Below are 22,921 nucleotides of genomic sequence, written 5' to 3'. Positions count from 1 at the left end.
TGGGTCGGCCTGGGCAACCCCGGCGCGCAATATGCGCTCAACCGGCACAATGTCGGCTTCATGGCGCTCGACACGATCGCCGAGATGCACGGCTTCGGCGCGGTCCGGAAGGCGTTCCAGGGCTGGACGCAGGAAGGCCGCATCGGCGCGCAAAAGATCCTGCTGCTCAAGCCCGCCACCTTCATGAATGAAAGCGGCCGCAGCGTCGGCGAGGCGATGCGCTTCTACAAGCTCGCCGAGGGCGACGTCACCGTCTTCCACGACGAGCTCGACCTCGACCCGTTCCGCGTCAAGGTGAAGACCGGCGGCGGCACCGCGGGGCATAACGGCCTGCGCTCGACCGAAGCGCATATCGGCAACGCCTTCCGCCGCGTGCGATTGGGCATCGGCCACCCCGGCCACAAGGACAAGGTCAGCCCGTACGTGCTCGGCAATTACGCCAAGGCCGAGATGGATCCGCTCGCCGACATGCTCGGCGCCGTCGCGGCGGAGTCATCATGGCTCGCGGCTGGCGACGACGGGCGATTCATGAGCGACGTAGCAGTGCGTCTCGCGGGCTGAACGCCCCGCTGGGTCACACCTCCGGCGTGTAGCGTTCGAACAGCCGTTCGCGCACCAGCAACGCGATCAGCGCGTCATGCTCGGCCGCCGGCACATGCGCGAAGCGCGCGCGCAATTCCTGCGCCGAGAAAGCCGGCCGTGACAGCGCATACTCGGCCACCGTCCCGAACGTTCCAAGCGGATGCGCGCCGCTCTGCGTGAGCAGGACCATCCCGACATCCCGCCAATCGATCCCTGCCGGCCGCTGGGTCCGCGCATAGGACTGAAGCTTGGGCCGCTGCGGCAACGTGAAGGCATGGGTAGGCCGCGTCCGCGCGCGCTGCGCATCGATCACCGCATCGCGCACCAGCCGGCTGGCGGCAAGTTCGCCCAGCCGCGTCGCCAGCGTGCGCAACTGTGCCTCGAGCGGCTGTCCCGCATCGACCCGTGCATCCGCCAGATACGCTCGAAACCGCGGATCGCGCTGCGCCTCGCTCTCGAGCACGCGCAGCACCGTCATGCCGGTCAGCGGCGCGACCGCGAAGGTGACGTGCAGCGACGCGCCGTCCTGCGCCAACGCATCATGGTAACAGCCCCGCGGCAGATACAGCACGTCGCCCGGCCGCATCCGCACCTCGGCGAGCAACGGCCCACGCGCCGCGTCGATCTGCCGCTGCACCTCTTCACCACCGTGCGGCGCGACGAGCGGCGAATCCGCACGGTTCTGATAGATGCGCCAGACCTTCTCGCCTTCGCACTGGACCGCAAAGACGTCGTGCAGGTCGAAATGCGTGGCGAACGCCTGAACGCCCATGAACGAGCAATAGACGTTCGCGTTGGTGAGCGCAGCGAAATGCTCGCCCAGCATTTGCGTCCAGTCGCGGATCTCGGGTGCGATGCGTTCGATATCGTTGACGACCAGACTTGCGCCCATCCCGAGGAACACGTCGACTCGCGCTGGATCGACCCGGCGGGTCTCGATCGGCATGGTCACATCGCCATCGAGGTAGAAATCGGGGACGATCGGCCGACTGTTGAGGATCAGCGTGAGATTGGCCGCGGTCCAGTACGCGCCCACGCCGAGCAGTTCGGCAAAGCGCGGCCAATCGAGCAATCGGCCTCGTCCGCCCGGCGGCGCGGGAATATGCACGGGGTGCACGCCCCAATAGGTCGACTGGAAGACGGCGCTGTCGAGCGGCGCGACGAGATCGGCAAAGGTCACGCGCGAAATCTAGACGTGCGCCCGACACCTTGGCAACGGCGTCGCACTGGAGGATAGGCCACAGCATGAAGAATACCACGACCCGCTCGCTGTTCGCGACCCCGCTCTACGAAGCCAAGCTCAAAAACGCGGCGCTGGTCGCCGAGCTCGAACGCTCGTGCCACGCGCTCGCCGAGGATGACCGTGCCGGGCGCAACTGGTCGAAGGCGCACGGCTATCGCGGCTATACGTCCTACGCTTCGCTCAATGACCTGCCGGTGCGCGACCCGGCGTTCGGCGATCTGGTCAAGCTGCTCAACAAGCATGTCGCCAACTTTGCCGAGGAATGCGCGTTCGAGCTCGAAGGCGGCAAGCTCAAGCTCGACAGCCTGTGGGTCAACGTGATGAAGCCGGGCGGCGCGCATTCGGGCCACGTCCATCCGCACAGCGTGGTTTCAGGCACCGTCTATATCGCCGTCCCTCCGGGCGCGGGCGCGATCAAGTTCGAGGATCCGCGTCTGCCGATGATGATGGCCGCGCCGCGCCGTCGCGACGATGCGGTCGAGGCGCTCAAGACCTTCGTCGCGGTCGAGCCGCAGGCGGGCAGCGTGCTGCTGTGGGAAAGCTGGCTGCGCCACGAAGTCGCGCCCGGCACCGCCAAGACCGAGCGGGTGAGCATCAGCTTCAACTATCGCTGGTAACGGGGGGCTAAGCACTCAACCGTCACCCCGGCCTCGTGTCGGGGCCCACCGTGCCGCGCGTACTGCGGGTGCAGTATCCGTATCGCGGTAGACCCCGGCACGAGGCCGGGGTGACGGAGATAGGTCTGCCTTCAAAATGCGTAGGTCATCACCAGATCGGCGACCGGATTGCGCGCGGTGTGGCTTTCCTCGCGAATTCCAGGGACGGTCTCGTCCGCGTACATCGCGGTCGATCGCCCGACCATCATCCCGCCCTCGATCCCGACCTTCATCCGCTCGCTGACAGCGGCGTCATAGCCCACCATCGCCACCGGCGCGTAATTCTCATAGCCGTCGCGCAAATTCACGGCGCCGACCGGCAGCCGCATCAGCGCGGCCGTACCCGCCGCCGCGCCGGGCCCGACATCCGACGCGCGGTAGCGCATGTGATAGCTCGAGCCCACCGACACCCGCAGCCCATGATCGCCATGCGCGTAAGCGTCCTTCATCCCGGTGCCGCGCGCTCGCAGGTTCTGCTTCAGCGTCGTCACAGCGTTCGACTGATAGCGCCGCGCCAGTCGAAGATCGTAGGACGCCGCAGGGTCCGATCCCGCCTGCGTCGAGGCGGACAGCGCCGCCACGCTGGCGCCTGCGGCGCCCGGCACGGCGGCCGATCTCGCCGGCGGCGCGGCATTGGTCACAGGATCTTCGAGCGAGACGACATGCGGTTCGTAATTGGCGGCACCGGCGTAGCCCGGCGTCAGCCCGGCGAGCAGGATAGCACCACAGCATCTCGGCAGGTTTCGACGGTCCATCGCTTTGACCCCAGCAGAAAACTCCACAGTACGACTCGGCGGGCGGCCGGCTCGGTGCCGGATCAACAGACTATGCCTTTCACGGTTCCCGGCAAGGGGCATGATCGTGCGACAGGCTGGTCTTTCGGCGTACAAAGCCGTATCGGGCGGGCTTTCACGCACATCATCGCACACCAAGGAATATCATGGGTTTTCGCTGTGGCATCGTCGGGCTGCCCAATGTCGGCAAGTCCACCCTCTTCAACGCGCTGACGCAGACCGCGGCGGCGCAGGCGGCGAACTATCCGTTCTGCACGATCGAACCCAATGTCGGCAACGTCGCGGTGCCCGACCCGCGGCTCGACAAGCTCGCAGCCGTCGCCGGCTCGGCGAAGATCATCGAGACGCAGCTTGGCTTCGTCGACATCGCCGGCCTGGTACGCGGCGCGTCCAAGGGCGAAGGCCTCGGCAACCAGTTCCTCGGCAACATCCGCGAGGTCGATGCGATCGTCCATGTGCTGCGCTGCTTCGAGGATGACGACGTCACGCACGTCGAGGGCAAGGTCGATCCGATCGCTGATGCCGAGACGGTCGAGACCGAGCTGATGCTGTCCGATCTCGAAAGCCTCGAGAAGCGCGTCCCCAATCTCCAGAAGAAGGCGACGCAAGGCGACAAGGAGGCCAAGGTTGCCGCGTCGGTGCTCGGCCAGGCGCTCGAGCTGCTGCGCGAGGGCAAGCCCGCGCGGCTGACCGTGCCCAAGGACGAGGACGAGGCGCGCGCCTTCGGCCAGGCGCAGCTGCTCACCGCCAAGCCTGTCCTCTATGTCTGCAACGTCGAGGAAGCGAGCGCCGCCAACGGCAACGCGCAGTCGGCGCGCGTGTTCGAAAAGGCCAAGGCCGAGGGCGCCGAAGCCGTCGTCGTGTCGGCGGCGATCGAAGCCGAGATCGCCACGATGGCCGCCGAGGAGCGCGGCGAGTTCCTCGCCGAGCTCGGGCTGACCGAGACCGGCCTGTCGCGTGTCATCGTCGCGGGCTATCGCCTGCTCAAGCTGCTGACCTTCTTTACCGTCGGCCCCAAGGAAGCCCGCGCCTGGACGGTCCATGCCGGCGCCAAGGCCCCGCAGGCGGCGGGCGAGATCCACACCGATTTCGAGCGTGGCTTCATTCGCGCCGAGACGATCGCGTATGACGATTATGTCGCGCTCGGTGGCGAAACCGGTGCGCGCGATGCCGGCAAGCTGCGCCAGGAAGGCAAGGAGTATGTCGTGCACGACGGCGACGTGCTGAACTTCCGCTTCAACGTCTGATGGCGTCGCCGGTCGAAATCACCGCGTTCCGCGCGGGGTCCGAAGCGGAGGTCGTCGCGCTGATCGTCGGGATTCAGGCCGGCGAATTCGGCATCCCGATCACCGCCGCCGACCAGCCCGACCTCGCCGATATCCCCGGCTTCTACCAATCGGGCGCAGGCGGGTTCTGGACCGCGGTGGCGGATGGGGCGATCGTCGGGACGATCGCGCTGCGCGATTGCGGCGGCGGACTGGGCGCGTTGCGGAAGATGTTCGTCGCGCCGGCGTGGCGGGGACGCGAGCATGGCGTCGGGGCGGCGTTGCTCGCGGATCTGCTCGCGCATGCGCGCGCAGCCGGACTTGAGGCGGTCATGCTCGGGACCACGGCGCAATTCGTCGGCGCGCACCGCTTCTATGAAAAGAATGGCTTCGTCGAGATCGCCGTCGCTACGCTGCCGCCGTCCTTCCCGCGGATGCCGCTCGATACCAAATTCTACCGGCTGACCCTCGGCGGTGCCGCATGATTGCCACTTGTAACGCCGCGTCGTAGGGCCGGACTGTGTTCGCCCGGCTGATCCTTGCACTGCTTTTGGCAACCTTTGCCTTCCCGGTCTTTGCGAGCGCGCCGTGCCATGACGCGCCAGCACCGTCGATGACCGCGATGCATCATGACGGCCACGCCGCGCCGGTACGCGAAGACCATGCCACCGTCCCGCACATGTGCATCGGCTGCATTCCGCCGGCGAGCTTGACCACACGTGGCGTGACGGCACCGCTTTCACCCGACACGCCGCCGCGGCGCATCGTTGCCGCGGCGTTCGACCCGGCTTCGGGCACACCGCCCGCTTTGCCCCCTCCGCGCTCGAAAGCCTGAACCGCGGGCCGCGTGCCCGCTTGGCTTTTTACGTTCGGGAGGACCGACGATGACTCGATCGATGAAGATCGCGGGCTGTGCCGTGGCGGCGTTGCTGCCGACGGCCGCGCTCGCGCAGACGATGCCCGGCATGACGATGGACATGCCGATGCGTGCCGAACCCAAGCCCCAATCGACGCAGCGCGCGACACCGGCGGACACGCATCGCACCGTCCCCGGCCCGCTGCCTGCCGCCACCCCCGCGGCATCCCCGGCACGCGCGAAGGACAGGTCGACGGCGCCTGACCATCGGGCTCTGCCGGCGCAAACCAACGGCTCCATGCCTGGCCCCCGAGGTTCGTCAGGGAAGCGCGAAGCCGAGGATGACTCGGGTCCGATGTCCGGTATGGCGATGCCCCAGGCGTCTCCCTCGCTCTCAGCGCCCATCGGCGACACCGATCATACCGGCCCCGCCATGCCCGGCATGCCCGGCATGCCCATGCGCGGCATGGTGATGGGCCCGCCCGATAGCGCCTACGCCGAAGGCTCGGGTACCGCGCGCAACCCCGGCAACGATGGCGCGATGCACGGCGTGCACGTCATGCACGGCGACTGGATGCTGATGCTCCACGGCTATGCCTGGGGCGTCTATACCGACCAAGGGGGACCGCGCGGCGATCGTGAGGCGTTCGTCGAATCGATGGCGATGCTGTCGGCGGCCCGCGATTTCGGCGGCGCCCGGCTGCAGCTACGCTCGATGCTCAGCCTCGAGCCGGCGATGGGGGCGAAAGGCTATCCCAATCTGTTCGCCACCGGCGAGACCGCCGACGGCCGAACGCAGCTAGTCGACCGCCAGCATCCGCACGATCTGTTCATGGAACTGTCGGCGCGTGTCGATGTGGATGCCGAGTCGGGGAGCGTGTTCGTCTATGGCGGCCCCGTCGCCGAGCCCGCGCTCGGCCCTTCGGCGTTCATGCATCGTGGCTCGGCCACGTATCAGCCGCTCGCGCCGATCACGCACCATTGGTTCGACAGCACGCATATCAGCTACGGCGTGGTGACCGTGGGCTATGCGGCGCGGCGTTGGCAGCTCGAGGCTTCAGCGTTCCGCGGCCGCGAGCCCGACCAGTACCGCTGGGGCATCGAACGCCCGAGCCTCGATTCGTGGAGCGTGCGCGCGACCTGGACGCCGTCGCCCGCCTGGAGCGTGCAAGCCAGCCACGGCTGGCTCAAGAGCCCCGAGCAGCTCGAGCCCGACCGCAACGAGGCGCGCACCACCGCGAGCGTGCAATATGCGCGCCACGGCGTGTCGGCGCTGCTCGCTTGGTCGGCCAAGCATCCGCTGCCGGGGCGCGTCCTCACCGCGTGGCTCGCCGAGGCCAATTGGGACATCGACCAGCACCACACGCTGTTCGCACGCGCCGAGGACGTGGCGAATGACGAGCTTTTCCCCGATCATCGCGATCCGCTGCACGATCGTAAATTTCGAGTCGGTAAGCTCGAGGCGGGCTATGCCTATCGCCTGCCGTTCGTCGGGCCGTTCGATCTCGCGCTCGGTGGGGCGCTCGGCGTTTATGCGACGCCGGCTGCGCTCGATGCGGCGTACGGCGCGTTTCCGGTGAGCTTCAGCCTGTTCGCAAAGGTTTCGCTGGGGGGATAGCGGAGCGAGCGAGGAACGCGGGCGCTGGGCTAACCGCGCGCTGCCTGTCATAGCGGCGACGCAATCGTGCCGCAGGGGATCGCACATGCGTTGGACCACACGGATTTTCGCCGCCGCCTTGTGCGCCGCCCTGCAAGCCTGCGTCACCGCGCCCGCTCCGGGGCCCCGCCCGGCGATGGTGCGCGAAGACACGCGCGCGCCGGTGACGATCCTGGTCTCGATCGACGGCTTCCGCCCCGATTACCGTACGCGCGGGGTAACGCCCAATCTCGATGCGCTCGCCGCCAGCGGGATCAGCGCGGCGATGCGCCCGTCCTTCCCGTCGAAGACCTTCCCCAATCACTGGACGCTCGTCACCGGCCTCCGTCCCGATCGCAACGGCATCGTCTCGAATGCGATGGAGGATGCGGCACGGCCCAACCAGAAGTTCACGATGGAGGATTCGAAGGATCCCTTCTGGTGGAACGCCGCCGAGCCGCTGTGGGTCACCGCCGAGCGCGGCGGCGTGCGCAGCGCGACGCTGTTCTGGCCGGGCTCGAACATCGCCTGGGGCGGCACGCTGAAGGCGCACGGCGCGACCAGCGGCGGGACGCGGCCCGAAGACTGGTGGCCGTTCGACCAGGCCGTACCGGGCGAGCAACGCGTCGCGGGAGTCATCGACTGGCTGCGGCGCCCGGCGGCGCAACGGCCGCGTTTCGTAACGCTCTATTTCGATACGGTCGATACGGCGGGCCATAGCTTCGGCCCCGATTCGCCCGAGACGACCACCGCAGTCAAACAGGTCGATGCTCAGATCGGGGCGCTCGTCGCTGGCCTGCGCGCGCTCAACCAGCCCGCCAATCTGGTGATCGTCGCCGACCACGGCATGGCGGCGACCGACCCGGCGCGCAGCATCGCGCTCGACCACGTCGCCAACCCCGCCGACTATCGCCTGTTCGAAGCGGGGCCGTTCGCGAGTTTCTATCCTGTGGCGGGCCACGAAGCCGCGCTCGAGAAAGCGCTGCTCGGGCATCACGCGCATTACGACTGCTGGCGTAAGAGCGAGATTCCGGCGCGCCTCCATTACGGCGCCAACCCGCGCGTACCGCCCTATTTCTGCCTTGCCGAAACGGGCTGGTCGCTCAATGCGACCGCGCCCAAGCCCGGCGCGACGCCGGGCGGCAATCATGGCTATGACAATGCCGCGCCGGAAATGGCGGCGCTGTTCATCGCCAGCGGCCCCGCGATCAAGCCGGTCGGGGCGCTGCCGAGCTTCGACAATGTCGATGTCGCGCCACTGCTACGCGACCTGCTCGGCCTGCCCGCTGGAAGCGGCCTCGATGGTGACGACGCGCCGTTCCATGCGGCGCTGACGAAGTAGCGCTTGCCTTCGTCGCGGGTGCGTCCGACACTCGCGCGATGCAATATTTCGAAGATATCACGGTCGGCACCAAGGCGGCGTTCGGGCGCTACGCGGTGCTGCGCGACGAGGTCGTCGCCTTTGCGCGCGCCTATGACCCGCAGCCCTTCCACCTCTCGGACGAAGCGGCGGCCGAGACGCATTTCGGCCGACTCTCGGCGAGCGGCTGGCATACCTGCGCGATGACGATGGCGATGGTGGTCGAGAATTTGAAGGCCAACGACCAGGCCGGATTGGGATCGCCAGGCATTGACGAGCTGCGCTGGCTCAAACCCGTCTATCCCGGCGACACGCTCCGCTGCGAGACCGAAATCCTCGACAAGCGCGCCTCGCAGAGCCGGCCCGAAATGGGGAGCTATCGCAGCCGGATGACGGTGCTCAATCAGCACGATATCGCGGTGATGACTTTCATCTCGATCGGCCTGATCCGGACGCGCCCCGCCGCATAGCGCGGTTCGCGCGCAAAGGTCCGCTCTAGCCGCGGGTCATGCGGTCAGCGATGATGCCCGCCACCGCGATTGCCGCCGCCGCGATAGCCGCCGCCCGGCCCACCGCGCCCCGGCGCACCCTGGAAGCCTCGGCCGGGGGCGCCGCGAAAGCCGCCCGGCGTGCCGCGGAAGCCCCCGGGTCGTCCCTGAGCGCCATAGTCGCGCCACATCGGGCGGATCTCGCGACCCGCGCCGCGCCACGGCTGCGAGCGGCCCTGCCAATAGCCGCGCTGCTCCGCGTTCCAGCGATGCCGGTAATTGTTGCGATCGTAGACGTAATAGCCCGAGCCGGGATAATAATAATCGCCGTACCAGCCCCAATAGGGCGACGCGCTGTAGCCGCCATAATATGGATCCCAGGCGCTCGCGCCATAACCCACATCGACGCCGCCATAGCCGTAATCGTCGGCGCAGGCCGAAAGGCTGCCGATCGAGAGAAGAGCCGCCGCGGCGAGCGAGAGTTTGGTGAAGGACATGGCGCGTTTCCGTCGGACCTCGCGCCGAACATCATGCGGGGCGCGGCAATGCCAATCAACCCCACAGCCACGCTCTTGGTTCCTTGGGCGCGGTCAATGCCCCGGGAAAGCGAGCAGCGAATCGACCGTAATGCCCTCAGCGCGGAGCGCATCGGCGCCGCCGAGATCGGGCAAGTCGACGAGGAACTGTGCTTGCTCGACCACCGCGCCGACCTTGCGGAGCAGCCGGAGCGCAGCGCGCGCGGTGCCGCCGGTGGCGATCAGATCGTCGACCAGCAGGACGCGCTTGCCGGGCGCACAGGCGTCGGCATGGATCGCGATCCGGTCGGTGCCATATTCGAGCGCATATTCCTCGGCGATCGTCGCGCCGGGCAGTTTGCCATCCTTGCGGATCAGCAGCACGCCGGCGTTGAGCGGCCGCGCGAGCGCTGCGGCGAAGAGGAAGCCGCGCGTCTCGATCCCGGCGACGAGGTCGATCGGCCCGAGCGTGGTCGCGGCCATCCGCGTGATCGCCTGCGCGAAGCCGTTCGGATCGAGCAACAGCGTGGTGATGTCGCGGAACAGGATTCCGGGCTTGGGGAAATCCGGAATCGTCCGGATCAGCGCCTTGAGATCATCATTGTCAGCCATCGTCGTGTTCCCGCATGCGTCACCCGGCGGACGCGTCGTTCGCGGAAGCGTCACTAGCGCAACGCGCCGTTACCGCAATGCGTCATCCCCGAACGCGCTTGACTCAGCAGCGCGTCATTCCCGAAACGCGTCACCCCAGCGAACGCTGGGGTGACGATTGCAACAGCCTCAGTGCTTAATGTCGCGCCAGATATTCTGGTACGCGCCGTACGCCAGCACGCAGAACAGCAGCAGGAAGCCGAGCACCGCCAGGCCATAGGCATGCCGCGACGGCAGGTTCGGCTCGGCCGCCCAGGTCAGGAACGCCGCCACGTCCTTCGCATTCTGCTCGACGGTCGATTTGGTGCCGTCGAGATAGGTGACCTGCCCGTCCTGCGTCAACGGCGGCGGCATGGCGATGTTGAGGTTGGCGAAATACGGGTTGTAATAGAGCCCGTCGGGCACCTTCGCGTCGGGGAAGTGCTTGAGCAATTCCGCCGGCTGCGGCCGATAGCCGGTGAGCAGCGAATAGACATAGGCCGGGCCGTTCTCGCGCGCCTTGGTGATCAGCGAGAGGTCTGGCGGATTGCCGGTGCCGGGATAATAGACCGTCGGGAAATAGTCGGCCGGGGTGTTGGGCCGGTCGCTGGTGTCGCCCGACTTGGCGTCGAACTGCTTGGCCTTGACTGCCCAGTCGGTCGCGAACTTCTTCACCTGACCCGCCGAATAGCCGAGCTGCGTCAGGTCGCGGAAGGCGACGTGCTTGAGCGAATGGCAGTTCGAGCAGACTTCCTTGTAGACCTGCAGGCCGCGCTGGAGCTGGCGCTCGTTGAAGGTGCCGAGCATGCCGTTCGACGCGAGCGCGACCGACTTGGGATGGAGGTGGAACTCCTCGACCGCGGTCGCCGGCGCCGGATCGGTGATGGCGCTCGACACGGTGCCGAACAGCGCCCAGGCGAGGCAGGCGACGATACCGGCGCCGATGAGGATTGCGATTGCGCGAATCATTGGTCTGATTGCCCCTTATTCGGCCGGAACCGGGCTACCGCTGAGCGCGGTATGAGCCGGACTGGTGCCACCCTTTTTCGCCAGCACCGCCTCGGTGATCGAGTTGGGCAAAGGCTGCGGCCGCTCGGCGCGCGAGACGATCGGCAGGATGATCAGGAAGTGCGCGAAATAATACGCCGCGGTGATCTGCCCGAGCGCGACCTTGAACGGCGAGATCTCCGACCCGCCGACCCAGCCGAGCAGCAGCACATCGACCACCAGCACCCAGAAGAAGACGCGATACAGCGGGCGATAATTGGACGAGCGCACCGGCGAACTGTCGAGCCATGGCAGGAAGAACAGCAGCAGGATCGAGCCGAACATCGCCAGCACGCCGAGCAGCTTGGCCGGGATGAACAGGAAATCGGCGGTGAACGAACGCAGGATCGCGTAGAACGGCCAGAAATACCATTCGGGGACGATGTGCGCAGGCGTCTGTAGCGCGTTGGCCGGGATGTAATTGTCCGGATGGCCGAGGCTGTTGGGCGCGAAGAACAAGAGCGCCGCGAAGATGAACAGGAACACGCCGAGCCCGAAGCCGTCCTTCGCGGTGTAATACGGATGGAACGGCACGGTATCCTGCTCGCCCTTCACGTCGACGCCGGTCGGGTTGTTCGAGCCCGGGATGTGCAGCGCCCAGATGTGCAGGATGATGACGCCCGCGATCACGAACGGCAGCAGATAGTGGAGCGAGAAGAAGCGGTTGAGGGCGGCGTCGTCGGGCGCATAGCCGCCGAGCAGCCAGATGCGGATCGTGTCGCCGACGACGGGGATCGCCGAGAAGAAGCCGGTGATGACCTGCGCGCCCCAGAAGCTCATCTGCCCCCAGGGGAGGACGTAGCCCATGAAAGCGGTCGCCATCATCAGCAGGAAGATCGTGACGCCGAGCAGCCAGATCATCTCGCGCGGCGCCTTGTACGACCCGTAGAACAGCCCGCGGAAGATGTGGATATAGACCACGACGAAGAACATCGAAGCGCCGTTGGCATGCGCATAGCGCAGGAACCAGCCGCCATTGACGTCGCGCATGATGTGCTCGACCGAATCGAACGCGACGCCGCCATTGGCGGCGTAGTGCATCGCGAGGACGATGCCCGTGACGATCTGGATCGCCAGCGCCGCGCCGGCGAGCACGCCGAAGTTCCAGAAATAATTGAGGTTGCGCGGCACGGGGTAACCCGCACCGACCGCGCCGTAGACGAGCCTCGGCAGCGGCAGCCGGGAGTCGATCCATTTGGTGAACCCGCTCTTGGGTTCGTAATGCTTGGCCCAGGGAAAACTCATCTCGCTATCCTCAACCCACCACGACCGTCGACGGCGACGTGAATTTATAATCCGGCACGAACAGGTTCTTCGGCGCCGGACCTTTGCGGATCCGCGCCGCGGTGTCGTATTGCGAGCCGTGGCACGGGCAGAAATAGCCGCCGAACTGGCCGCGATCCTCGCCCGAAGTGATGCCCTGCGGAATGCAGCCGAGATGCGTGCAGACGCCGAGCGTGATCAGCCAATTCTTCTTGCCGCGCGTGCGCTGGGTGAGCGTCTCGGGGTCGCGCAGCGTCTTGATGTCGACCTTGTCGGCGGCGGCGATCTCGGCGGGCGTCAGGTTGCGCACGAACAGCGGCTGCTTGCGGAACGAAACGACGACGCCCTGCCCGACCTCGATCTTCGACAGATCGACTTCGGTAGTGGCAAGCGCGAGCACGTCGGCCGAAGGGTTCATCTGGTTGATCAAGGGAACCACGATGGCGATCGCGCCGACGCCGGCGACCGAGACCGCGGCGATATTCAGGAAATCGCGACGGCGCGGCTCCCCTTCGTGGTGCGGTTCCTCATGCAGGGGAACGTCCAGGGTGTTTCCGCTTGCCATCCACTCGCCCTTGTTCTTCGTCCCGCCGCCTTCGCGCGAACGTTTACTTCGACAGGGCCCCCTGCACGACGGATCCACAGTACGGCCCGAACGACCTCCCTCGACCGGGGAAGCTTGAACGCTCTGTTAGACGGCAGTGCAGGCTTTTGCCAACTCCATTTTAAGAGTGCTAGCGGGTCCGCCATGCGTATTGCTCTCTATCAACCCGACATGGCCGGCAATGTCGGCGCCATCTTCCGGCTCGGCGCCTGCCTCGGCGTGCGCGTCGACGTGATCGAGCCGACCGGCTTCGCGTGGAGCGAAAAGGCGCTCGCGCGATCGGGGATGGATTATGCCGAGGCGGTCGAGGTGCGGCGGCACGTCGATTGGGATGCGTTCGTCGCTACCGTGACCGGGCGAATCGTGCTGCTGACGACGCGCGGCGGGGTGCGGATCGACGCCGCGGCGTTCGCGCCCGACGACGTGTTGCTGATGGGATCGGAGGGGAGCGGCGTGCCCGACGAGGTGCATGCGGCGGCCGATCTGGCGGTACGGATCCCGCTGGCGCCGGGGATGCGCTCGCTCAACATCGCGGTCGCCGCGGGGATCGCGCTGAGCGAAGCGCTCCGCCAGACCGGAGGATGGCCCGCCTAAATCCGCCCCCGGAGACCGGTGGGGGCCCACCACCGGCCTATCGCTCGCGGAGAGCCCCCCTCCACCCTTCGCTGAATGCTCAGGGTCCCCCTCCCCCGCTGCGCGAGGGAGGATTTAGTCCATCTCGACCTGCCCCCCCCAATCCTCCCCCGAGAACCCGGGGAGGGGGTGTGCGAGCTTTGGCCTGCCCCCCGGCAGGCCAAGAATGTGTCCGGGGGACACATTCTCGCTCGCACACCAGCCTCCTTCAGGCTGGTGGTGGAGGGGGCCGCCACACGCGCAGGGCGCAGATCGCGCGCGCACCCGTCCCCGCATGCGCAAGCAGGGTTTATCCCATCTCGACTTGGGCGCGCTCCCCCGGCTAGACATCTCCGATGCACCTCGACCCCGAACAAACCACCGCCCGCACCTGGTTCGAGCATCTGCGCGACCAGATCTGCGCCGAATTCGTCGCGATCGAACGCGAGGCCGGCTCCGACGCCGATTTCGACTATACCCCGTGGGACCGCACCGACCCGAGCGGCGGCGATGGCGGCGGCGGCGTGCGCGGGGTGATGAAGGGCAAGGTGTTCGAAAAGGTCGGCGTCAACGTCTCGACCGTCGGCGGCGCGTTCGAAGGCGAGTTCGCCAAGTCGATCCACGGTGCGGCGGAAGACCCGAGCTTCTTCGCCACCGGCATCAGCCTCGTCGCGCACATGGCCAACCCGCATGTCCCCGCGGTCCATATGAACACGCGGTTCCTCGTCACGACCAAGCGCTGGTTCGGCGGCGGCGCCGATCTCAACCCACCGCTGCCCTATCCCGAGGATACCGCCGAATTCCACTCGGCGATGGAGGGCGCCTGCGACCCGCACGGCACGGATTATTACGAGCGCTATGCGAAATGGGCCGAGGAGTATTTCTACATCCCGCATCGCAAGGTGCATCGCGGCGTCGGTGGCATCTTCTGCGATCATCTCGAAGGCGATTTCGCCGCGAACTTCGCCTTCATCCAGGACATCGGCCGCGCGTTTCTCGACGTCTATCCGAAGATCGTCCGGCGGCGGATGAACCTGCCCTTCACCCCGGCAGACACCGCGCAGATGCTCGAATGGCGCGGGCGCTATGCCGAGTTCAACCTGGTCTACGATCGCGGCACGCTGTTCGGGCTCAAGACCGGCGGCAATATCGACGCGATCCTGATGAGCCTGCCGCCGCTCGCGACCTGGTCGTGACGGCATGGGGCTGACCCCGGTCCGCGACGACGCGGTCGCGGCGATCGTCACCACGCTCGAGATGCGGCAGAAGCCGCCGCTCCGCCCCCTTCCCGCCTCGCGGCTGCGGCTCGCGCGCTGGGACATGCCGACGCCCGAGCGCTACCGCGCGCTGTTCCGCCGCGTCGGCGCGCCCTGGCTGTGGTTCTCGCGGCTGGTGATCGACGAAGCGGCGCTGCGCGCGATCATCCACGATCCTGCGGTCGCGGTCTACGCCGCAGTCGATCCGGCGGGAATCGAGGTCGGCATGGTCGAGCTCGATTTCCGCACGGGTGCCGCATGCGAGATTTCCTATTTCGCGCTGATCCCCGAACTTGCCGGACAGGGCCTCGGCCGTTGGCTGATGGCGGAAACGCTCGCGCGCGCCTGGACCAAGGGAATCGAGCGCGTCTGGCTCCACACCTGCACGCTCGATCATCCGAGCGCGCTCAATTTCTACCGCGCGCAGGGCTTCACCGCGATCGGCCGGACGATCGAGACCTTCGCCGACCCGCGACTGACCGGCCATCTCCCGCCCGAGACTGCGCCTCAGATCCCGCTTCTGAGCCGCCGGTAAAGCGCGATCTCGATCAGGATCGCGGCGAGCGTCGCGACCGTCCGCGCGCCGCCGATGCCCACGTCGAGCACCGCAGCGACGACCGGATTGGCCATCGGCGCGCCGTTCATCGCGGCGCCGAGCACTTCGAAGGGCAGCGCTAGCACATCGCCGGCAATCAGCGGAATGCACGCGAACGCCATCAGCACCAGGCCATGCCCGCGCGTCAGCGCGAAGCTGCGCCGCCACGCCGCGATCACGCCGAGCGGCCGCTCGGCGACGAACGCCGGGCCGACCGGCATCAGCCGGCCCTTGAGGTAGAGGCCGGGGATCAGCAGCAGCGACGCGACGTTGACCGGGAAGGTGACCACCAACGCCAGCAGGATGTAGCGCGGCAGCAGCGGCACCGCCTGGCGCAACGCGGTCGCGACGTCGGGCCGGTCGCGATCGGCATAGAGCAGGAACAGCGTCAGCGTGCCGAACAGCGACGCCAGCGTCAGGGCGAGCACGAGCAGGTCGTTATGCTTCGACCAGAGCGCGACCGCGTCGAGCCACGCCTGCAGCGCGACCGGATCCGAGCTCGACGCCGGCAACGGCGGCGTCGGATCGACGAACATCACCTGCGCCACCTTGGGCACGAGCAGGAACACGCCCCCGACTCCGATCAGCAGGTCGCGATCGCGCTTCGCCATCGCCCATGCATCGCGCAGGACCGCGCCAGCATCGAGCTTCATGAGCGCGCGTCGATCGCCTCGCGCGCGGCGAGATAGAGCTTGGCGAGAAACACCACCGCCAGCAGCGAGAACAGCGTCGACACCGCAGCGACGACGATCTGCGTCAGCACGCTCGCCAGCGTGACCGTACCATCGGTGCCGAACAGCAGCGCGAACACCGTGCCGAACACGGTTTTGGCCGCAGCGGAGGCGACCCACGAAACCACGCCGTACAACAGCAACACGCCGATCACCTTCCACGCGATATGCCGCGTCAATCCGAAATTGCGCCGGTACACGCCGAGCCCGCGCGGCTCGGCGAGCAGGATCGGGGTGACGAGCACGACGCAGCGCGCATAGGCCCAGAACAGCACGACCGCCAGCACGAGAGTGTACAGCGTCACAAAGGCCAGCGCCCCGCCGCTGCCCGGGTTGGGCTGAACCCGGCCAGCGGAAAGCGCGGCCATGTCGACTCCGCTCGCGGCAAGCGCGATACCGATCGGCACCGCCAGCACGAGCACCGCCGCCAGCGTCACCAGCCCGACGCCGAGCACGGGCAGGAACCGCCGATTGGCGGCGCGCAGCGCGGCGCTGCGCGCGATCGTCGGGTCGAGCGCGAGCGCGGTGATCGCAAGCCCCGCCCAGCTCGTAACGAGCGAGAGCAGAAGGACCAGGCCGCCGAGCGTGAGATCGCCCGCATGGCCGGCCGATCCGATCAGCGGCATCAGATTACCGAGCAGGATCAACGGGACGAACAAGCCGAGCAGGACGATCGGCGCAAGCGCGCCGCGGTGATCGCCGAGAAACTCGGTGGTGCGCTCCCATACGGTGCTCATCGTCACGCTCACGTCGTCTCTCCCCCGGCCCTGCACCCGGCCGCCCCCGCTTTGCTGTTAGCGCAACGCCGCGACGCTTGCCAATCACTTGCGTCGACCGTCGCGCCGCGCCACATCGCTGGCGTGACCGATATGCACGACGACATCGAGTGGCGCATCGCGCCTGCACCGATCCCTTATGCCGAGGCGCTCGCCGAAATGGAGGCGCGCGCGCTCGCGGTCGCCGAAGGGCGTGCCCGCGAACTGGTGTGGCTGCTCGAACATCCCCCGGTCTATACCGGCGGGACCAGCGCCGACCCCGCCGAGTTGCTCGATCCGCGCTTTCCCGTGGTGCAGACGGGGCGTGGTGGCCGCTACACCTATCACGGGCCCGGGCAGCGGATCGGTTATGTCGTGCTCGATCTTGCCAAGCGCGGGCGCGACGTGCGGCGCTTCGTCCACGGTCTCGAAGGCTGGGTGATCGACACGCTCGGCGATCTCGGCATCGCGGCGTTCCGTGCGCCCGGGCGCGTCGGGATATGGACGATGATCCCCGGCGCCGCGGGCGGCGCACCGGCCGAGGCGAAGATCGGCGCGATCGGCGTGCGCGTGCGGCGCTGGGTCACGCTCCACGGCTTCTCGGTCAACCTCTCGCCCGATCTCGCGCATTTCGGCGGGATCGTGCCGTGCGGCCTTGCCGATTTCGCGGTGACCAGCGCCAAAATGCTCGGGCGTCCAACCGATTATGCAACCTTTGACGAAGCCTTGGCGTTGCGCTTTGCAGCCTTCCTGCAAACTCATTCTATCCCGCAACAAAACTGGGCTTGAGGGTCAGGCGTTTCCGGACTAATGTCCACCACGGTTTGGGTATTAAAGGTCTCGAGGCCAACCAACCATTTATCTAGGGAGCTTTCCAATGCGTGCATTCATTTCCAAGGTCGCTGCTGGTTCGATGATCGCTGTTGCGGCGATCGCGATTTCGGCATGCACCCCGAAGACCGAGACGACGACCACCGACAACACGATGGTCACCGACATGAACTCGACCGACACGATGGGCGCGACGACCAACGACACGATGACGTCGACGGACGCCGCTGGCAACGACGGCATGATGGCGAACGACACCATGATGACGTCGAACACCACGACCACGACTTCGAACGCGATGTAATCTTCCCGCTCGGGACGATTATGACGAAGGCCGCCCGGGCAACCGGGCGGCCTTTTTCGATTCCGCGGTCCGCGGCGCCGAGTGCGGCAAGCCGAAGCGAAAAGAGTTGGGTTGCGCGGCAAAAAGCCGTAATCGCAGCATCGTTAATGAGAGGCTTTCAATGACCGTGTTGCGTAAACTGGCTGCGATCACCGCAATCGCGGGCGCCGCCCTCGCCGTTACCCCTGCTTCAGCGCAGTTCTTCTTCAAACCGCATGATTTCAGCGGCCCGCCGATCCATGGCGACGAGCCCGGCCTGCCGACGCTGCCCGGCGCCAACGAGGACGAAATCCGCGCCAATCTGGTGTGGAACCTGCGCTCGGCGCTCAACGTCGCCGCACTGCAATGCCAGTTCGAACCGAGCCTGATGACGGTCGAGAATTACAACATCTCGCTGATCAACCATAAGGACGAGTTCAAGAAGTCGCTCGACATCATGACCAAATATTTCACGCGCACCAACAAGGGCCTCAAGCCCGGTCAGGCCGCGATGGACCGTTACGGCACGAAGACCTATTCGGCCTTCACCACCGTCAACGCGCAGCTGGGCTTTTGCCAGACGGCGGCAGCGGTCGCGAGCGACGCTGCTTATGCCCCGCGTGGCGAGCTGTACAAGGTGGCGGTGCGCGACATGAGCGCGTTGCGCAACGCGCTCATCCCATTCGGCGAGGAGCGCTTTCCGCGCCGCGTGCGCGTCGACACGCGGGTGTCATTGCCGCGGCTCGACGACCTCTGCTGGGACAAGAAGGGTAGCTGGGTGCAGCGCAAGTGCGGGGCGTTCACCACGACGTTCCGCTGAGCGCGCGCGGGCGCCTCAGCGCAGGCCGAGCGTCTTGTGCGCCTGCAGCGTCAGCCGCCAGCGCGGGCGCGCCATGACGAGGGCGATCGCGGCGGCGTGATTGGCCTCGGCGGCGATGCTGTCGAGCGGCTGCACCAGATGGTGCGCGAAATCCCAGGTCTCGAGTTCGGCAACGTCGCTGCCCGGTTGCGGCCAGACGAGCTTCAGTTCGTCGCCGCTGCGCTGGACGACGGTGCTACCCGCCTTGGGGCTTATGCACACCCAGTCGATCCCGGGATGCACCGCAAGCGTCCCGTTGCTTTCGATGGCGATCTCGAAGCCTGCCGCGTGAAGCGCATCGACCAGCGCATCGTCGACCTGCAGCATCGGCTCGCCGCCGGTGAGCACGACGAAACGATGCGCGAGATCGACACCCCAGAACTCCGCCGCCGCGCCGGCGAGCGCGGCCGCATCGGCGAACCGCGCGCCGCCGACACCGTCAGTCCCGACGAAATCGGTATCGCAGAACCGGCAGATCGCGCTCGCGCGGTCCTGCTCGCGGCCCGACCACAGGTTGCACCCGGCGAAGCGCACGAACACCGCGCGTCGCCCGGCCTGTACGCCTTCGCCCTGCAGCGTGAGGAACATTTCCTTGACCGCGTAGGACATCGGCTCAGGCCGCGTAGGCGGTCGGGTCGGGAAGGCCGGCTTCCGCGAAGCCCTTCTTGCGCAACCGGCAGCTGTCGCACACGCCGCAATGCAAGCCACCCGGCGCGGGATCGTAGCACGACCAGCTGAGCCCCGCGTCGAGCCCGAGCCGCGCCGCCTCGCGCACGATATCGGCCTTGGTCATGTCCTGCAGCGGGGCATGGATGCGGAACGGGCTGCCCTCGACGCCCGCCTTGGTGGCGAGTTCGGCGAGTCCTTCGAACGCGGCGATGAATTCGGGCCGGCAATCGGGATAGCCCGAATAATCGAGCGCGTTGACGCCGATGAACAGATCGCGCGCGCCCGCCGCCTCGGCCCAGCCGAGCGCCAGGCTGAGGAAGATCGTGTTGCGCGCGGGCACGTAGGTGACCGGGATGCCCGGCTGCACGCCGTCCTTCGGCACGTCGATATCGGCAGTCAGCGCCGACCCGCCGAACGCCGCGAGATCGAGCGGGAGCACAACATGGCGCTCGGCGCCAAGCACGTGTGCGACGCGGCGCGCCGAGGCGAGCTCGAGCCGATGGCGCTGGTTGTAATCGACCGAGAGCGCGAGCAGACGATAGCCCGCTTCGCGCGCCGATGCCGCGGCGACCATCGAATCAAGGCCGCCCGATACCAGGACGACGGCAAGCGGCGCGACGCCCACAGGCGCTGCTGAACTCTGTTGGTTTGTCATAGGCTGTGCGCGGTACCCCCCGCCCTCGCGTTACGCAAGCAGCGCCCGGTCAGAAAAACGGGCCGCCCTTAGGCGGCCCAGGGAGTGCCCATCGCTGGGCCGGTGGGAGAAAGCGTGCCGTCACAAGAATTGCACGCCGTCACCCTAGCGCCGAACCCATGAAAAGAGCGTTAAGGCGATCATCGCAGTCGCGTAGCGTTCGCGGCGCAATCTCCGGTACGGCGCGCCTCATATTGCTCGTCGAAGGGCGCGCCGCTGAGAATACCCTGCGTCTCGAGATTGAAGTTGCGCTGTGTCGCCACCTTCACGCTGGTCTGTCCATGGCCGACACCGGGGCAGACATAGCTCACGCGCGCGACATTGGCGTCGTCGGCCAGGACGGTGTGCTGGCATTGCGCATTGCCATGGCCGAACTGGATGAGCGGCCGCGGATCGGCGATGCAGATCGAGCGTGGTGCGGCGTTGCTGTCGAGCGGCTTGAACTGCCATTGCCCGGGCTCGATCCGCGCGAGCGCCGCCAGCGTCGGCGCGCCGACCGGCGCGGCAAGGGCGAGACCACCGGTCGCCGCCAAGCCCGCTACCATCGCGCGCACCACATTCCGAACTTGCATTGATCGATCCCCGCCCGGCGGCGCCTGTTTGCGGCCGGCCTGCTTCCGCCCCCGTATCTGGGGATACGCCTGACGTGTTACAATGCGTTTACGTAACGACCTCGCTCGCGGCGGGCACGGGAAACTTGGTCGCGCAGAAGGCACAATCGACAAAGATCATGCCGTTCTCGTCGGCCATCGCCTGCCGTTCGGACGGCGAAAATTTTCCGAGGACCTGCGCGATATAATCGGGCGAGCAGCGGCAGCCGCGCGCGAACACCGTCTCGCCGTGGAGGCGGACTTCCTCCTCCTCGTTGAACAGCCGCCAGACGAGCGTTTCCAGCGGCAGCGCGGGATCGGCGAGTTCGTCGGCTGCCATCGTCCGGCCGAGGATCGCGACATGCTCCCATTCGGGATGGTCGAGCCGGGTGTGGAGCCGCTCGCGGCCGTCCTCGCCCTCGGGGAGATGCTGGAGCAACAGCCCGCCTGCGACGCACGTGCCCGCTGCGCTGTGGCCGACGCCCACCCGCACCAGCGTGGGAATCTGTTCGGACTGGAGGAAATAATGCTCGGCGGCTTCGCTCAGCGAGCCGCCATCGAGCGGGACGATTCCCTGATAGCGTTCGCCGGTCGTCGCCTGATCGAAGGTGATCGCGAGATAGCCCGTCCCGAACAGCGCGAACAGGCTCGGGTTCTCCGGGCCGGCGGCGAGCCGTTCGGCATCGTATTGAACATAGCCGCGCAGCTCGCCGCCCTTATAGTCGCAAACGAGCAGGGTAACGATTCCGCTCTGCGTCTGCGCCTGCATCGTCAGCTGGCCGCCGGCATCCTTCAGCGTCGAGCCGATCAGCGCGGCGAGCGTCAGCGCCTCGGCGAGCAGCGCCTCGATCGCAGGCGGATAGGCGTGCGCGGAGAGGATGGTGTCGAGCACCGGCCCCAGCCGCACGATGCGGCCGCGCGCGTGGCGCTGCGGAATGGTGAAACCGAGCGCGCGGTCGGTGTCGGTGGTATTGGTCTTATCCATGTCATCCCCGCGAAAGCGGGGATCCCGCTTCTTCTACTGGCGCTGCAAGAGCAGCGGGATCCCCGCGTTCGCGGGGATGACGGAAGATAAGAGTGCGCGCGTCAGAATCAACTCAACCGATCTGCCCGAAGCACCAGCGCAGCACCGATTTCTGCGCGTGGAGACGGTTCTCCGCCTCGGGCCAGATCAACGATTGCGGGCCATCGATCACCTCGGGCGTCACTTCCTCGCCGCGGTGTGCGGGGAGGCAGTGGAGGAACACCGCATCGGGCTTGGCCTGCGCCATCAGCGCTGCGTCGACCTGATACGGCAGCATCGCCTTGAGCTTGGTGTCGGCATGGTCCTGGCCCATCGAGATCCAGGTATCGGTGATGACGACATCGGCGCCCGCCATCGCCTCGGCGGGATCCGAGACGACGCGCGCGCGCCCGCTTGCGCGGACGATCGCCTCCTCCTCGGGCTGAAACCCTTGCGGGCACGCCGCGACGACGTCGAACTGCATCAGCCCGGCGGCCTCGACGATCGAGGCGAGCACGTTGTTGCCGTCGCCGAGCCATGCGACCTTGAGCCCCGGCAGCGGCTTGCCCGCCTCGAGGATCGTCAGCAGGTCCGCCATGATCTGGCACGGGTGCGAATCGTCGGTCAGGCCGTTGATGACGGGGATGGTCGCATAGTGCGCCATTTCCTCGAGCTTGGCGTGGTCGTCGGTGCGCAGCATGATCGCGTCGCAATAGCCCGACAGGACGCGCGCGGTGTCGGCAACGGTCTCGCCGCGGCCGAGCTGGGTGGTGCCCGAATCGAGGATCACCGAGCTGCCGCCGAGCTGGCGGATCGCCATGTCGAACGACACGCGCGTGCGGGTCGAGCTCTTTTCGAACACCATCGCCAGCGTATGGCCGGCGAGCGGCGCGTCGGCGTCGGGCTTGCCCTTGGGCCAGCCGGCGCGCGCCGCCTTGCGGTCGAGCGCATCGGCGAGCATCGCGGCCACGCCGTCAGGGCCGGCATCGGAAAGCGAGAGGAAGTTGCGCATGTTAATTCCTCCCCCGGGCACCGGGGGAGGTGGCGAGCGCAGCGAGACGGAGG

Annotated in this window: 28 protein-coding genes; 14 read left to right on the top strand and 14 right to left on the bottom strand. The window is 67.1% G+C overall.

Annotated elements, in window-relative coordinates:
* Window positions 1-561: aminoacyl-tRNA hydrolase (pth, locus tag RH90_RS03670; protein WP_010183954.1), on the top strand; the 561-nt coding region annotated here is incomplete at its 5' end.
* A gap of 13 nt (window positions 562-574) precedes the next feature.
* On the opposite strand, the gene RH90_RS03665 is transcribed toward pth, so the two are convergent.
* Window positions 575-1,762 (bottom strand): JmjC domain-containing protein, encoded by a 1,188-nt coding sequence (locus tag RH90_RS03665; RefSeq protein WP_010183952.1) that lies wholly within the window; start codon window positions 1,760-1,762, stop codon window positions 575-577.
* 65 nt (window positions 1,763-1,827) lie between these two features.
* Between RH90_RS03665 and RH90_RS03660 the strand changes: the two genes are divergently transcribed.
* A complete protein-coding gene (locus RH90_RS03660; RefSeq protein WP_010183951.1) occupies window positions 1,828-2,442 on the top strand; it encodes a TIGR02466 family protein in 615 nt (204 codons plus the stop codon).
* A 131-nt stretch (window positions 2,443-2,573) separates the two neighbouring features.
* Here RH90_RS03660 and RH90_RS03655 read toward each other — a convergent pair whose 3' ends face one another.
* On the bottom strand, window positions 2,574-3,236 hold the full coding sequence (locus RH90_RS03655) for a hypothetical protein (RefSeq protein WP_010183950.1): 663 nt from the start codon (window positions 3,234-3,236) through the stop codon (window positions 2,574-2,576).
* A gap of 185 nt (window positions 3,237-3,421) precedes the next feature.
* Between RH90_RS03655 and ychF the strand changes: the two genes are divergently transcribed.
* The 6 genes from ychF (at window position 3,422) to RH90_RS03625 (ending at window position 8,862) form a co-directional block, all read left to right on the top strand.
* Window positions 3,422-4,522: a redox-regulated ATPase YchF gene (gene ychF, locus RH90_RS03650; RefSeq protein WP_010183949.1), complete on the top strand. Its 1,101-nt coding sequence runs from the start codon at window positions 3,422-3,424 to the stop codon at window positions 4,520-4,522.
* Window positions 4,522-5,025: a GNAT family N-acetyltransferase gene (locus RH90_RS03645; RefSeq protein WP_010183948.1), complete on the top strand. Its 504-nt coding sequence runs from the start codon at window positions 4,522-4,524 to the stop codon at window positions 5,023-5,025. The genes ychF and RH90_RS03645 overlap by 1 nt, the downstream gene beginning before the upstream one ends.
* Window positions 5,026-5,153: 128 nt before the next feature.
* Window positions 5,154-5,375: a hypothetical protein gene (locus RH90_RS03640; RefSeq protein WP_232280296.1), complete on the top strand. Its 222-nt coding sequence runs from the start codon at window positions 5,154-5,156 to the stop codon at window positions 5,373-5,375.
* A gap of 49 nt (window positions 5,376-5,424) precedes the next feature.
* On the top strand, window positions 5,425-7,014 hold the full coding sequence (locus RH90_RS03635; RefSeq protein WP_037492616.1) for a hypothetical protein: 1,590 nt from the start codon (window positions 5,425-5,427) through the stop codon (window positions 7,012-7,014).
* 85 nt (window positions 7,015-7,099) lie between these two features.
* Entirely contained in the window at window positions 7,100-8,374 is a 1,275-nt protein-coding gene (locus tag RH90_RS03630) for an alkaline phosphatase family protein (protein ID WP_010183946.1), read from the top strand.
* Window positions 8,375-8,412: 38 nt separating this feature from the next.
* Window positions 8,413-8,862, top strand: a complete 450-nt coding sequence (locus RH90_RS03625) for a MaoC family dehydratase (protein ID WP_010183945.1) — start codon at window positions 8,413-8,415, stop codon at window positions 8,860-8,862.
* A gap of 44 nt (window positions 8,863-8,906) precedes the next feature.
* On the opposite strand, the gene RH90_RS03620 is transcribed toward RH90_RS03625, so the two are convergent.
* From RH90_RS03620 to petA, 5 genes are all read right to left on the bottom strand, one after another.
* Window positions 8,907-9,377 carry a hypothetical protein gene (locus RH90_RS03620; protein WP_010183943.1) on the bottom strand — a complete coding sequence of 157 codons (471 nt, stop codon included), beginning with the start codon at window positions 9,375-9,377 and terminating at the stop codon, window positions 8,907-8,909.
* Window positions 9,378-9,470: 93 nt separating this feature from the next.
* A complete protein-coding gene (locus RH90_RS03615) occupies window positions 9,471-10,007 on the bottom strand; it encodes an adenine phosphoribosyltransferase (RefSeq protein WP_010183942.1) in 537 nt (178 codons plus the stop codon).
* Window positions 10,008-10,175: 168 nt separating this feature from the next.
* Window positions 10,176-10,994 (bottom strand): cytochrome c1, encoded by an 819-nt coding sequence (locus RH90_RS03610; protein WP_010183941.1) that lies wholly within the window; start codon window positions 10,992-10,994, stop codon window positions 10,176-10,178.
* A gap of 15 nt (window positions 10,995-11,009) precedes the next feature.
* On the bottom strand, window positions 11,010-12,317 hold the full coding sequence (locus RH90_RS03605) for a cytochrome b (RefSeq protein WP_010183939.1): 1,308 nt from the start codon (window positions 12,315-12,317) through the stop codon (window positions 11,010-11,012).
* A gap of 10 nt (window positions 12,318-12,327) precedes the next feature.
* Window positions 12,328-12,900 carry a ubiquinol-cytochrome c reductase iron-sulfur subunit gene (gene petA, locus RH90_RS03600; protein WP_010183937.1) on the bottom strand — a complete coding sequence of 191 codons (573 nt, stop codon included), beginning with the start codon at window positions 12,898-12,900 and terminating at the stop codon, window positions 12,328-12,330.
* Window positions 12,901-13,083: 183 nt separating this feature from the next.
* Between petA and RH90_RS03595 the strand changes: the two genes are divergently transcribed.
* The 3 genes from RH90_RS03595 (at window position 13,084) to RH90_RS03585 (ending at window position 15,342) form a co-directional block, all read left to right on the top strand.
* Window positions 13,084-13,533 (top strand): tRNA (cytidine(34)-2'-O)-methyltransferase, encoded by a 450-nt coding sequence (locus tag RH90_RS03595; protein WP_010183935.1) that lies wholly within the window; start codon window positions 13,084-13,086, stop codon window positions 13,531-13,533.
* A 374-nt stretch (window positions 13,534-13,907) separates the two neighbouring features.
* Window positions 13,908-14,747: an oxygen-dependent coproporphyrinogen oxidase gene (gene hemF / locus RH90_RS03590; protein ID WP_010183932.1), complete on the top strand. Its 840-nt coding sequence runs from the start codon at window positions 13,908-13,910 to the stop codon at window positions 14,745-14,747.
* Window positions 14,748-14,751: 4 nt separating this feature from the next.
* Window positions 14,752-15,342: a GNAT family N-acetyltransferase gene (locus tag RH90_RS03585; protein ID WP_010183931.1), complete on the top strand. Its 591-nt coding sequence runs from the start codon at window positions 14,752-14,754 to the stop codon at window positions 15,340-15,342.
* On the opposite strand, the gene RH90_RS03580 is transcribed toward RH90_RS03585, so the two are convergent.
* The gene (locus RH90_RS03580) at window positions 15,315-16,055 is read right to left on the bottom strand and encodes a hypothetical protein (RefSeq protein ID WP_010183930.1); all 741 of its coding nucleotides are present in this window, start codon (window positions 16,053-16,055) and stop codon (window positions 15,315-15,317) included. The two genes, RH90_RS03585 and RH90_RS03580, sit on opposite strands and share 28 nt — an antisense overlap.
* Window positions 16,052-16,882 carry a hypothetical protein gene (locus RH90_RS03575; RefSeq protein WP_010183929.1) on the bottom strand — a complete coding sequence of 277 codons (831 nt, stop codon included), beginning with the start codon at window positions 16,880-16,882 and terminating at the stop codon, window positions 16,052-16,054. The genes RH90_RS03580 and RH90_RS03575 overlap by 4 nt, the downstream gene beginning before the upstream one ends.
* Before the next feature lie 120 nt (window positions 16,883-17,002).
* On the opposite strand from RH90_RS03575, the gene lipB reads away from it, so the two are divergent.
* The 3 genes from lipB to RH90_RS03560 all read left to right on the top strand — a co-directional run bounded on the left by lipB (window position 17,003) and on the right by RH90_RS03560 (window position 18,861).
* Window positions 17,003-17,677, top strand: coding sequence for a lipoyl(octanoyl) transferase LipB (lipB, locus tag RH90_RS03570; RefSeq protein ID WP_037493083.1), 675 nt, complete (start codon window positions 17,003-17,005; stop codon window positions 17,675-17,677).
* Between the two features lie 88 nt (window positions 17,678-17,765).
* Window positions 17,766-18,023 carry a hypothetical protein gene (locus tag RH90_RS03565; RefSeq protein WP_010183927.1) on the top strand — a complete coding sequence of 86 codons (258 nt, stop codon included), beginning with the start codon at window positions 17,766-17,768 and terminating at the stop codon, window positions 18,021-18,023.
* Between the two features lie 160 nt (window positions 18,024-18,183).
* Window positions 18,184-18,861 carry a hypothetical protein gene (locus RH90_RS03560; RefSeq protein ID WP_010183925.1) on the top strand — a complete coding sequence of 226 codons (678 nt, stop codon included), beginning with the start codon at window positions 18,184-18,186 and terminating at the stop codon, window positions 18,859-18,861.
* 15 nt (window positions 18,862-18,876) lie between these two features.
* Here RH90_RS03560 and queE read toward each other — a convergent pair whose 3' ends face one another.
* From queE to argF, 5 genes are all read right to left on the bottom strand, one after another.
* Window positions 18,877-19,509: a 7-carboxy-7-deazaguanine synthase gene (gene queE / locus RH90_RS03555; RefSeq protein ID WP_010183924.1), complete on the bottom strand. Its 633-nt coding sequence runs from the start codon at window positions 19,507-19,509 to the stop codon at window positions 18,877-18,879.
* A gap of 4 nt (window positions 19,510-19,513) precedes the next feature.
* Window positions 19,514-20,224, bottom strand: coding sequence for a 7-cyano-7-deazaguanine synthase QueC (gene queC / locus RH90_RS03550; protein WP_037492614.1), 711 nt, complete (start codon window positions 20,222-20,224; stop codon window positions 19,514-19,516).
* A gap of 179 nt (window positions 20,225-20,403) precedes the next feature.
* Entirely contained in the window at window positions 20,404-20,835 is a 432-nt protein-coding gene (locus RH90_RS03545) for a DUF3617 domain-containing protein (protein ID WP_010183922.1), read from the bottom strand.
* Between the two features lie 88 nt (window positions 20,836-20,923).
* Entirely contained in the window at window positions 20,924-21,838 is a 915-nt protein-coding gene (gene hslO, locus RH90_RS03540; protein WP_010183921.1) for an Hsp33 family molecular chaperone HslO, read from the bottom strand.
* A 112-nt stretch (window positions 21,839-21,950) separates the two neighbouring features.
* A complete protein-coding gene (gene argF, locus RH90_RS03535) occupies window positions 21,951-22,868 on the bottom strand; it encodes an ornithine carbamoyltransferase (RefSeq protein ID WP_010183920.1) in 918 nt (305 codons plus the stop codon).
* Between the last annotated feature and the right edge of the window lie 53 nt (window positions 22,869-22,921).

The sequence above is a fragment of the Sphingomonas sp. PAMC 26605 genome (genome assembly GCF_000241485.1).
GTDB lineage: Bacteria > Pseudomonadota > Alphaproteobacteria > Sphingomonadales > Sphingomonadaceae > Sphingomonas.
The sequence above is the reverse complement of the archived record's forward strand: the minus strand, read 5'-3'. Positions and strand labels throughout refer to the sequence as shown.

Coding starts and splice junctions, on each gene's coding strand:
- RH90_RS03660 (WP_010183951.1), top strand. CDS start 1,828: ATGAAGAATACCACGACCCGCTCGCTGTTCGCGACCCCGCTCTACGAA.
- RH90_RS03655 (WP_010183950.1), bottom strand. CDS start 3,236: ATGGACCGTCGAAACCTGCCGAGATGCTGTGGTGCTATCCTGCTCGCC.
- ychF (WP_010183949.1), top strand. CDS start 3,422: ATGGGTTTTCGCTGTGGCATCGTCGGGCTGCCCAATGTCGGCAAGTCC.
- RH90_RS03645 (WP_010183948.1), top strand. CDS start 4,522: ATGGCGTCGCCGGTCGAAATCACCGCGTTCCGCGCGGGGTCCGAAGCG.
- RH90_RS03640 (WP_232280296.1), top strand. CDS start 5,154: ATGACCGCGATGCATCATGACGGCCACGCCGCGCCGGTACGCGAAGAC.
- RH90_RS03635 (WP_037492616.1), top strand. CDS start 5,425: ATGACTCGATCGATGAAGATCGCGGGCTGTGCCGTGGCGGCGTTGCTG.
- RH90_RS03630 (WP_010183946.1), top strand. CDS start 7,100: ATGCGTTGGACCACACGGATTTTCGCCGCCGCCTTGTGCGCCGCCCTG.
- RH90_RS03625 (WP_010183945.1), top strand. CDS start 8,413: ATGCAATATTTCGAAGATATCACGGTCGGCACCAAGGCGGCGTTCGGG.
- RH90_RS03620 (WP_010183943.1), bottom strand. CDS start 9,377: ATGTCCTTCACCAAACTCTCGCTCGCCGCGGCGGCTCTTCTCTCGATC.
- RH90_RS03615 (WP_010183942.1), bottom strand. CDS start 10,007: ATGGCTGACAATGATGATCTCAAGGCGCTGATCCGGACGATTCCGGAT.
- RH90_RS03610 (WP_010183941.1), bottom strand. CDS start 10,994: ATGATTCGCGCAATCGCAATCCTCATCGGCGCCGGTATCGTCGCCTGC.
- RH90_RS03605 (WP_010183939.1), bottom strand. CDS start 12,317: ATGAGTTTTCCCTGGGCCAAGCATTACGAACCCAAGAGCGGGTTCACC.
- petA (WP_010183937.1), bottom strand. CDS start 12,900: ATGGCAAGCGGAAACACCCTGGACGTTCCCCTGCATGAGGAACCGCAC.
- RH90_RS03595 (WP_010183935.1), top strand. CDS start 13,084: ATGCGTATTGCTCTCTATCAACCCGACATGGCCGGCAATGTCGGCGCC.
- hemF (WP_010183932.1), top strand. CDS start 13,908: ATGCACCTCGACCCCGAACAAACCACCGCCCGCACCTGGTTCGAGCAT.
- RH90_RS03585 (WP_010183931.1), top strand. CDS start 14,752: ATGGGGCTGACCCCGGTCCGCGACGACGCGGTCGCGGCGATCGTCACC.
- RH90_RS03580 (WP_010183930.1), bottom strand. CDS start 16,055: ATGAAGCTCGATGCTGGCGCGGTCCTGCGCGATGCATGGGCGATGGCG.
- lipB (WP_037493083.1), top strand. CDS start 17,003: ATGCACGACGACATCGAGTGGCGCATCGCGCCTGCACCGATCCCTTAT.
- RH90_RS03565 (WP_010183927.1), top strand. CDS start 17,766: ATGCGTGCATTCATTTCCAAGGTCGCTGCTGGTTCGATGATCGCTGTT.
- RH90_RS03560 (WP_010183925.1), top strand. CDS start 18,184: ATGACCGTGTTGCGTAAACTGGCTGCGATCACCGCAATCGCGGGCGCC.
- queE (WP_010183924.1), bottom strand. CDS start 19,509: ATGTCCTACGCGGTCAAGGAAATGTTCCTCACGCTGCAGGGCGAAGGC.
- queC (WP_037492614.1), bottom strand. CDS start 20,224: ATGACAAACCAACAGAGTTCAGCAGCGCCTGTGGGCGTCGCGCCGCTT.
- RH90_RS03545 (WP_010183922.1), bottom strand. CDS start 20,835: ATGCAAGTTCGGAATGTGGTGCGCGCGATGGTAGCGGGCTTGGCGGCG.
- hslO (WP_010183921.1), bottom strand. CDS start 21,838: ATGGATAAGACCAATACCACCGACACCGACCGCGCGCTCGGTTTCACC.
- argF (WP_010183920.1), bottom strand. CDS start 22,868: ATGCGCAACTTCCTCTCGCTTTCCGATGCCGGCCCTGACGGCGTGGCC.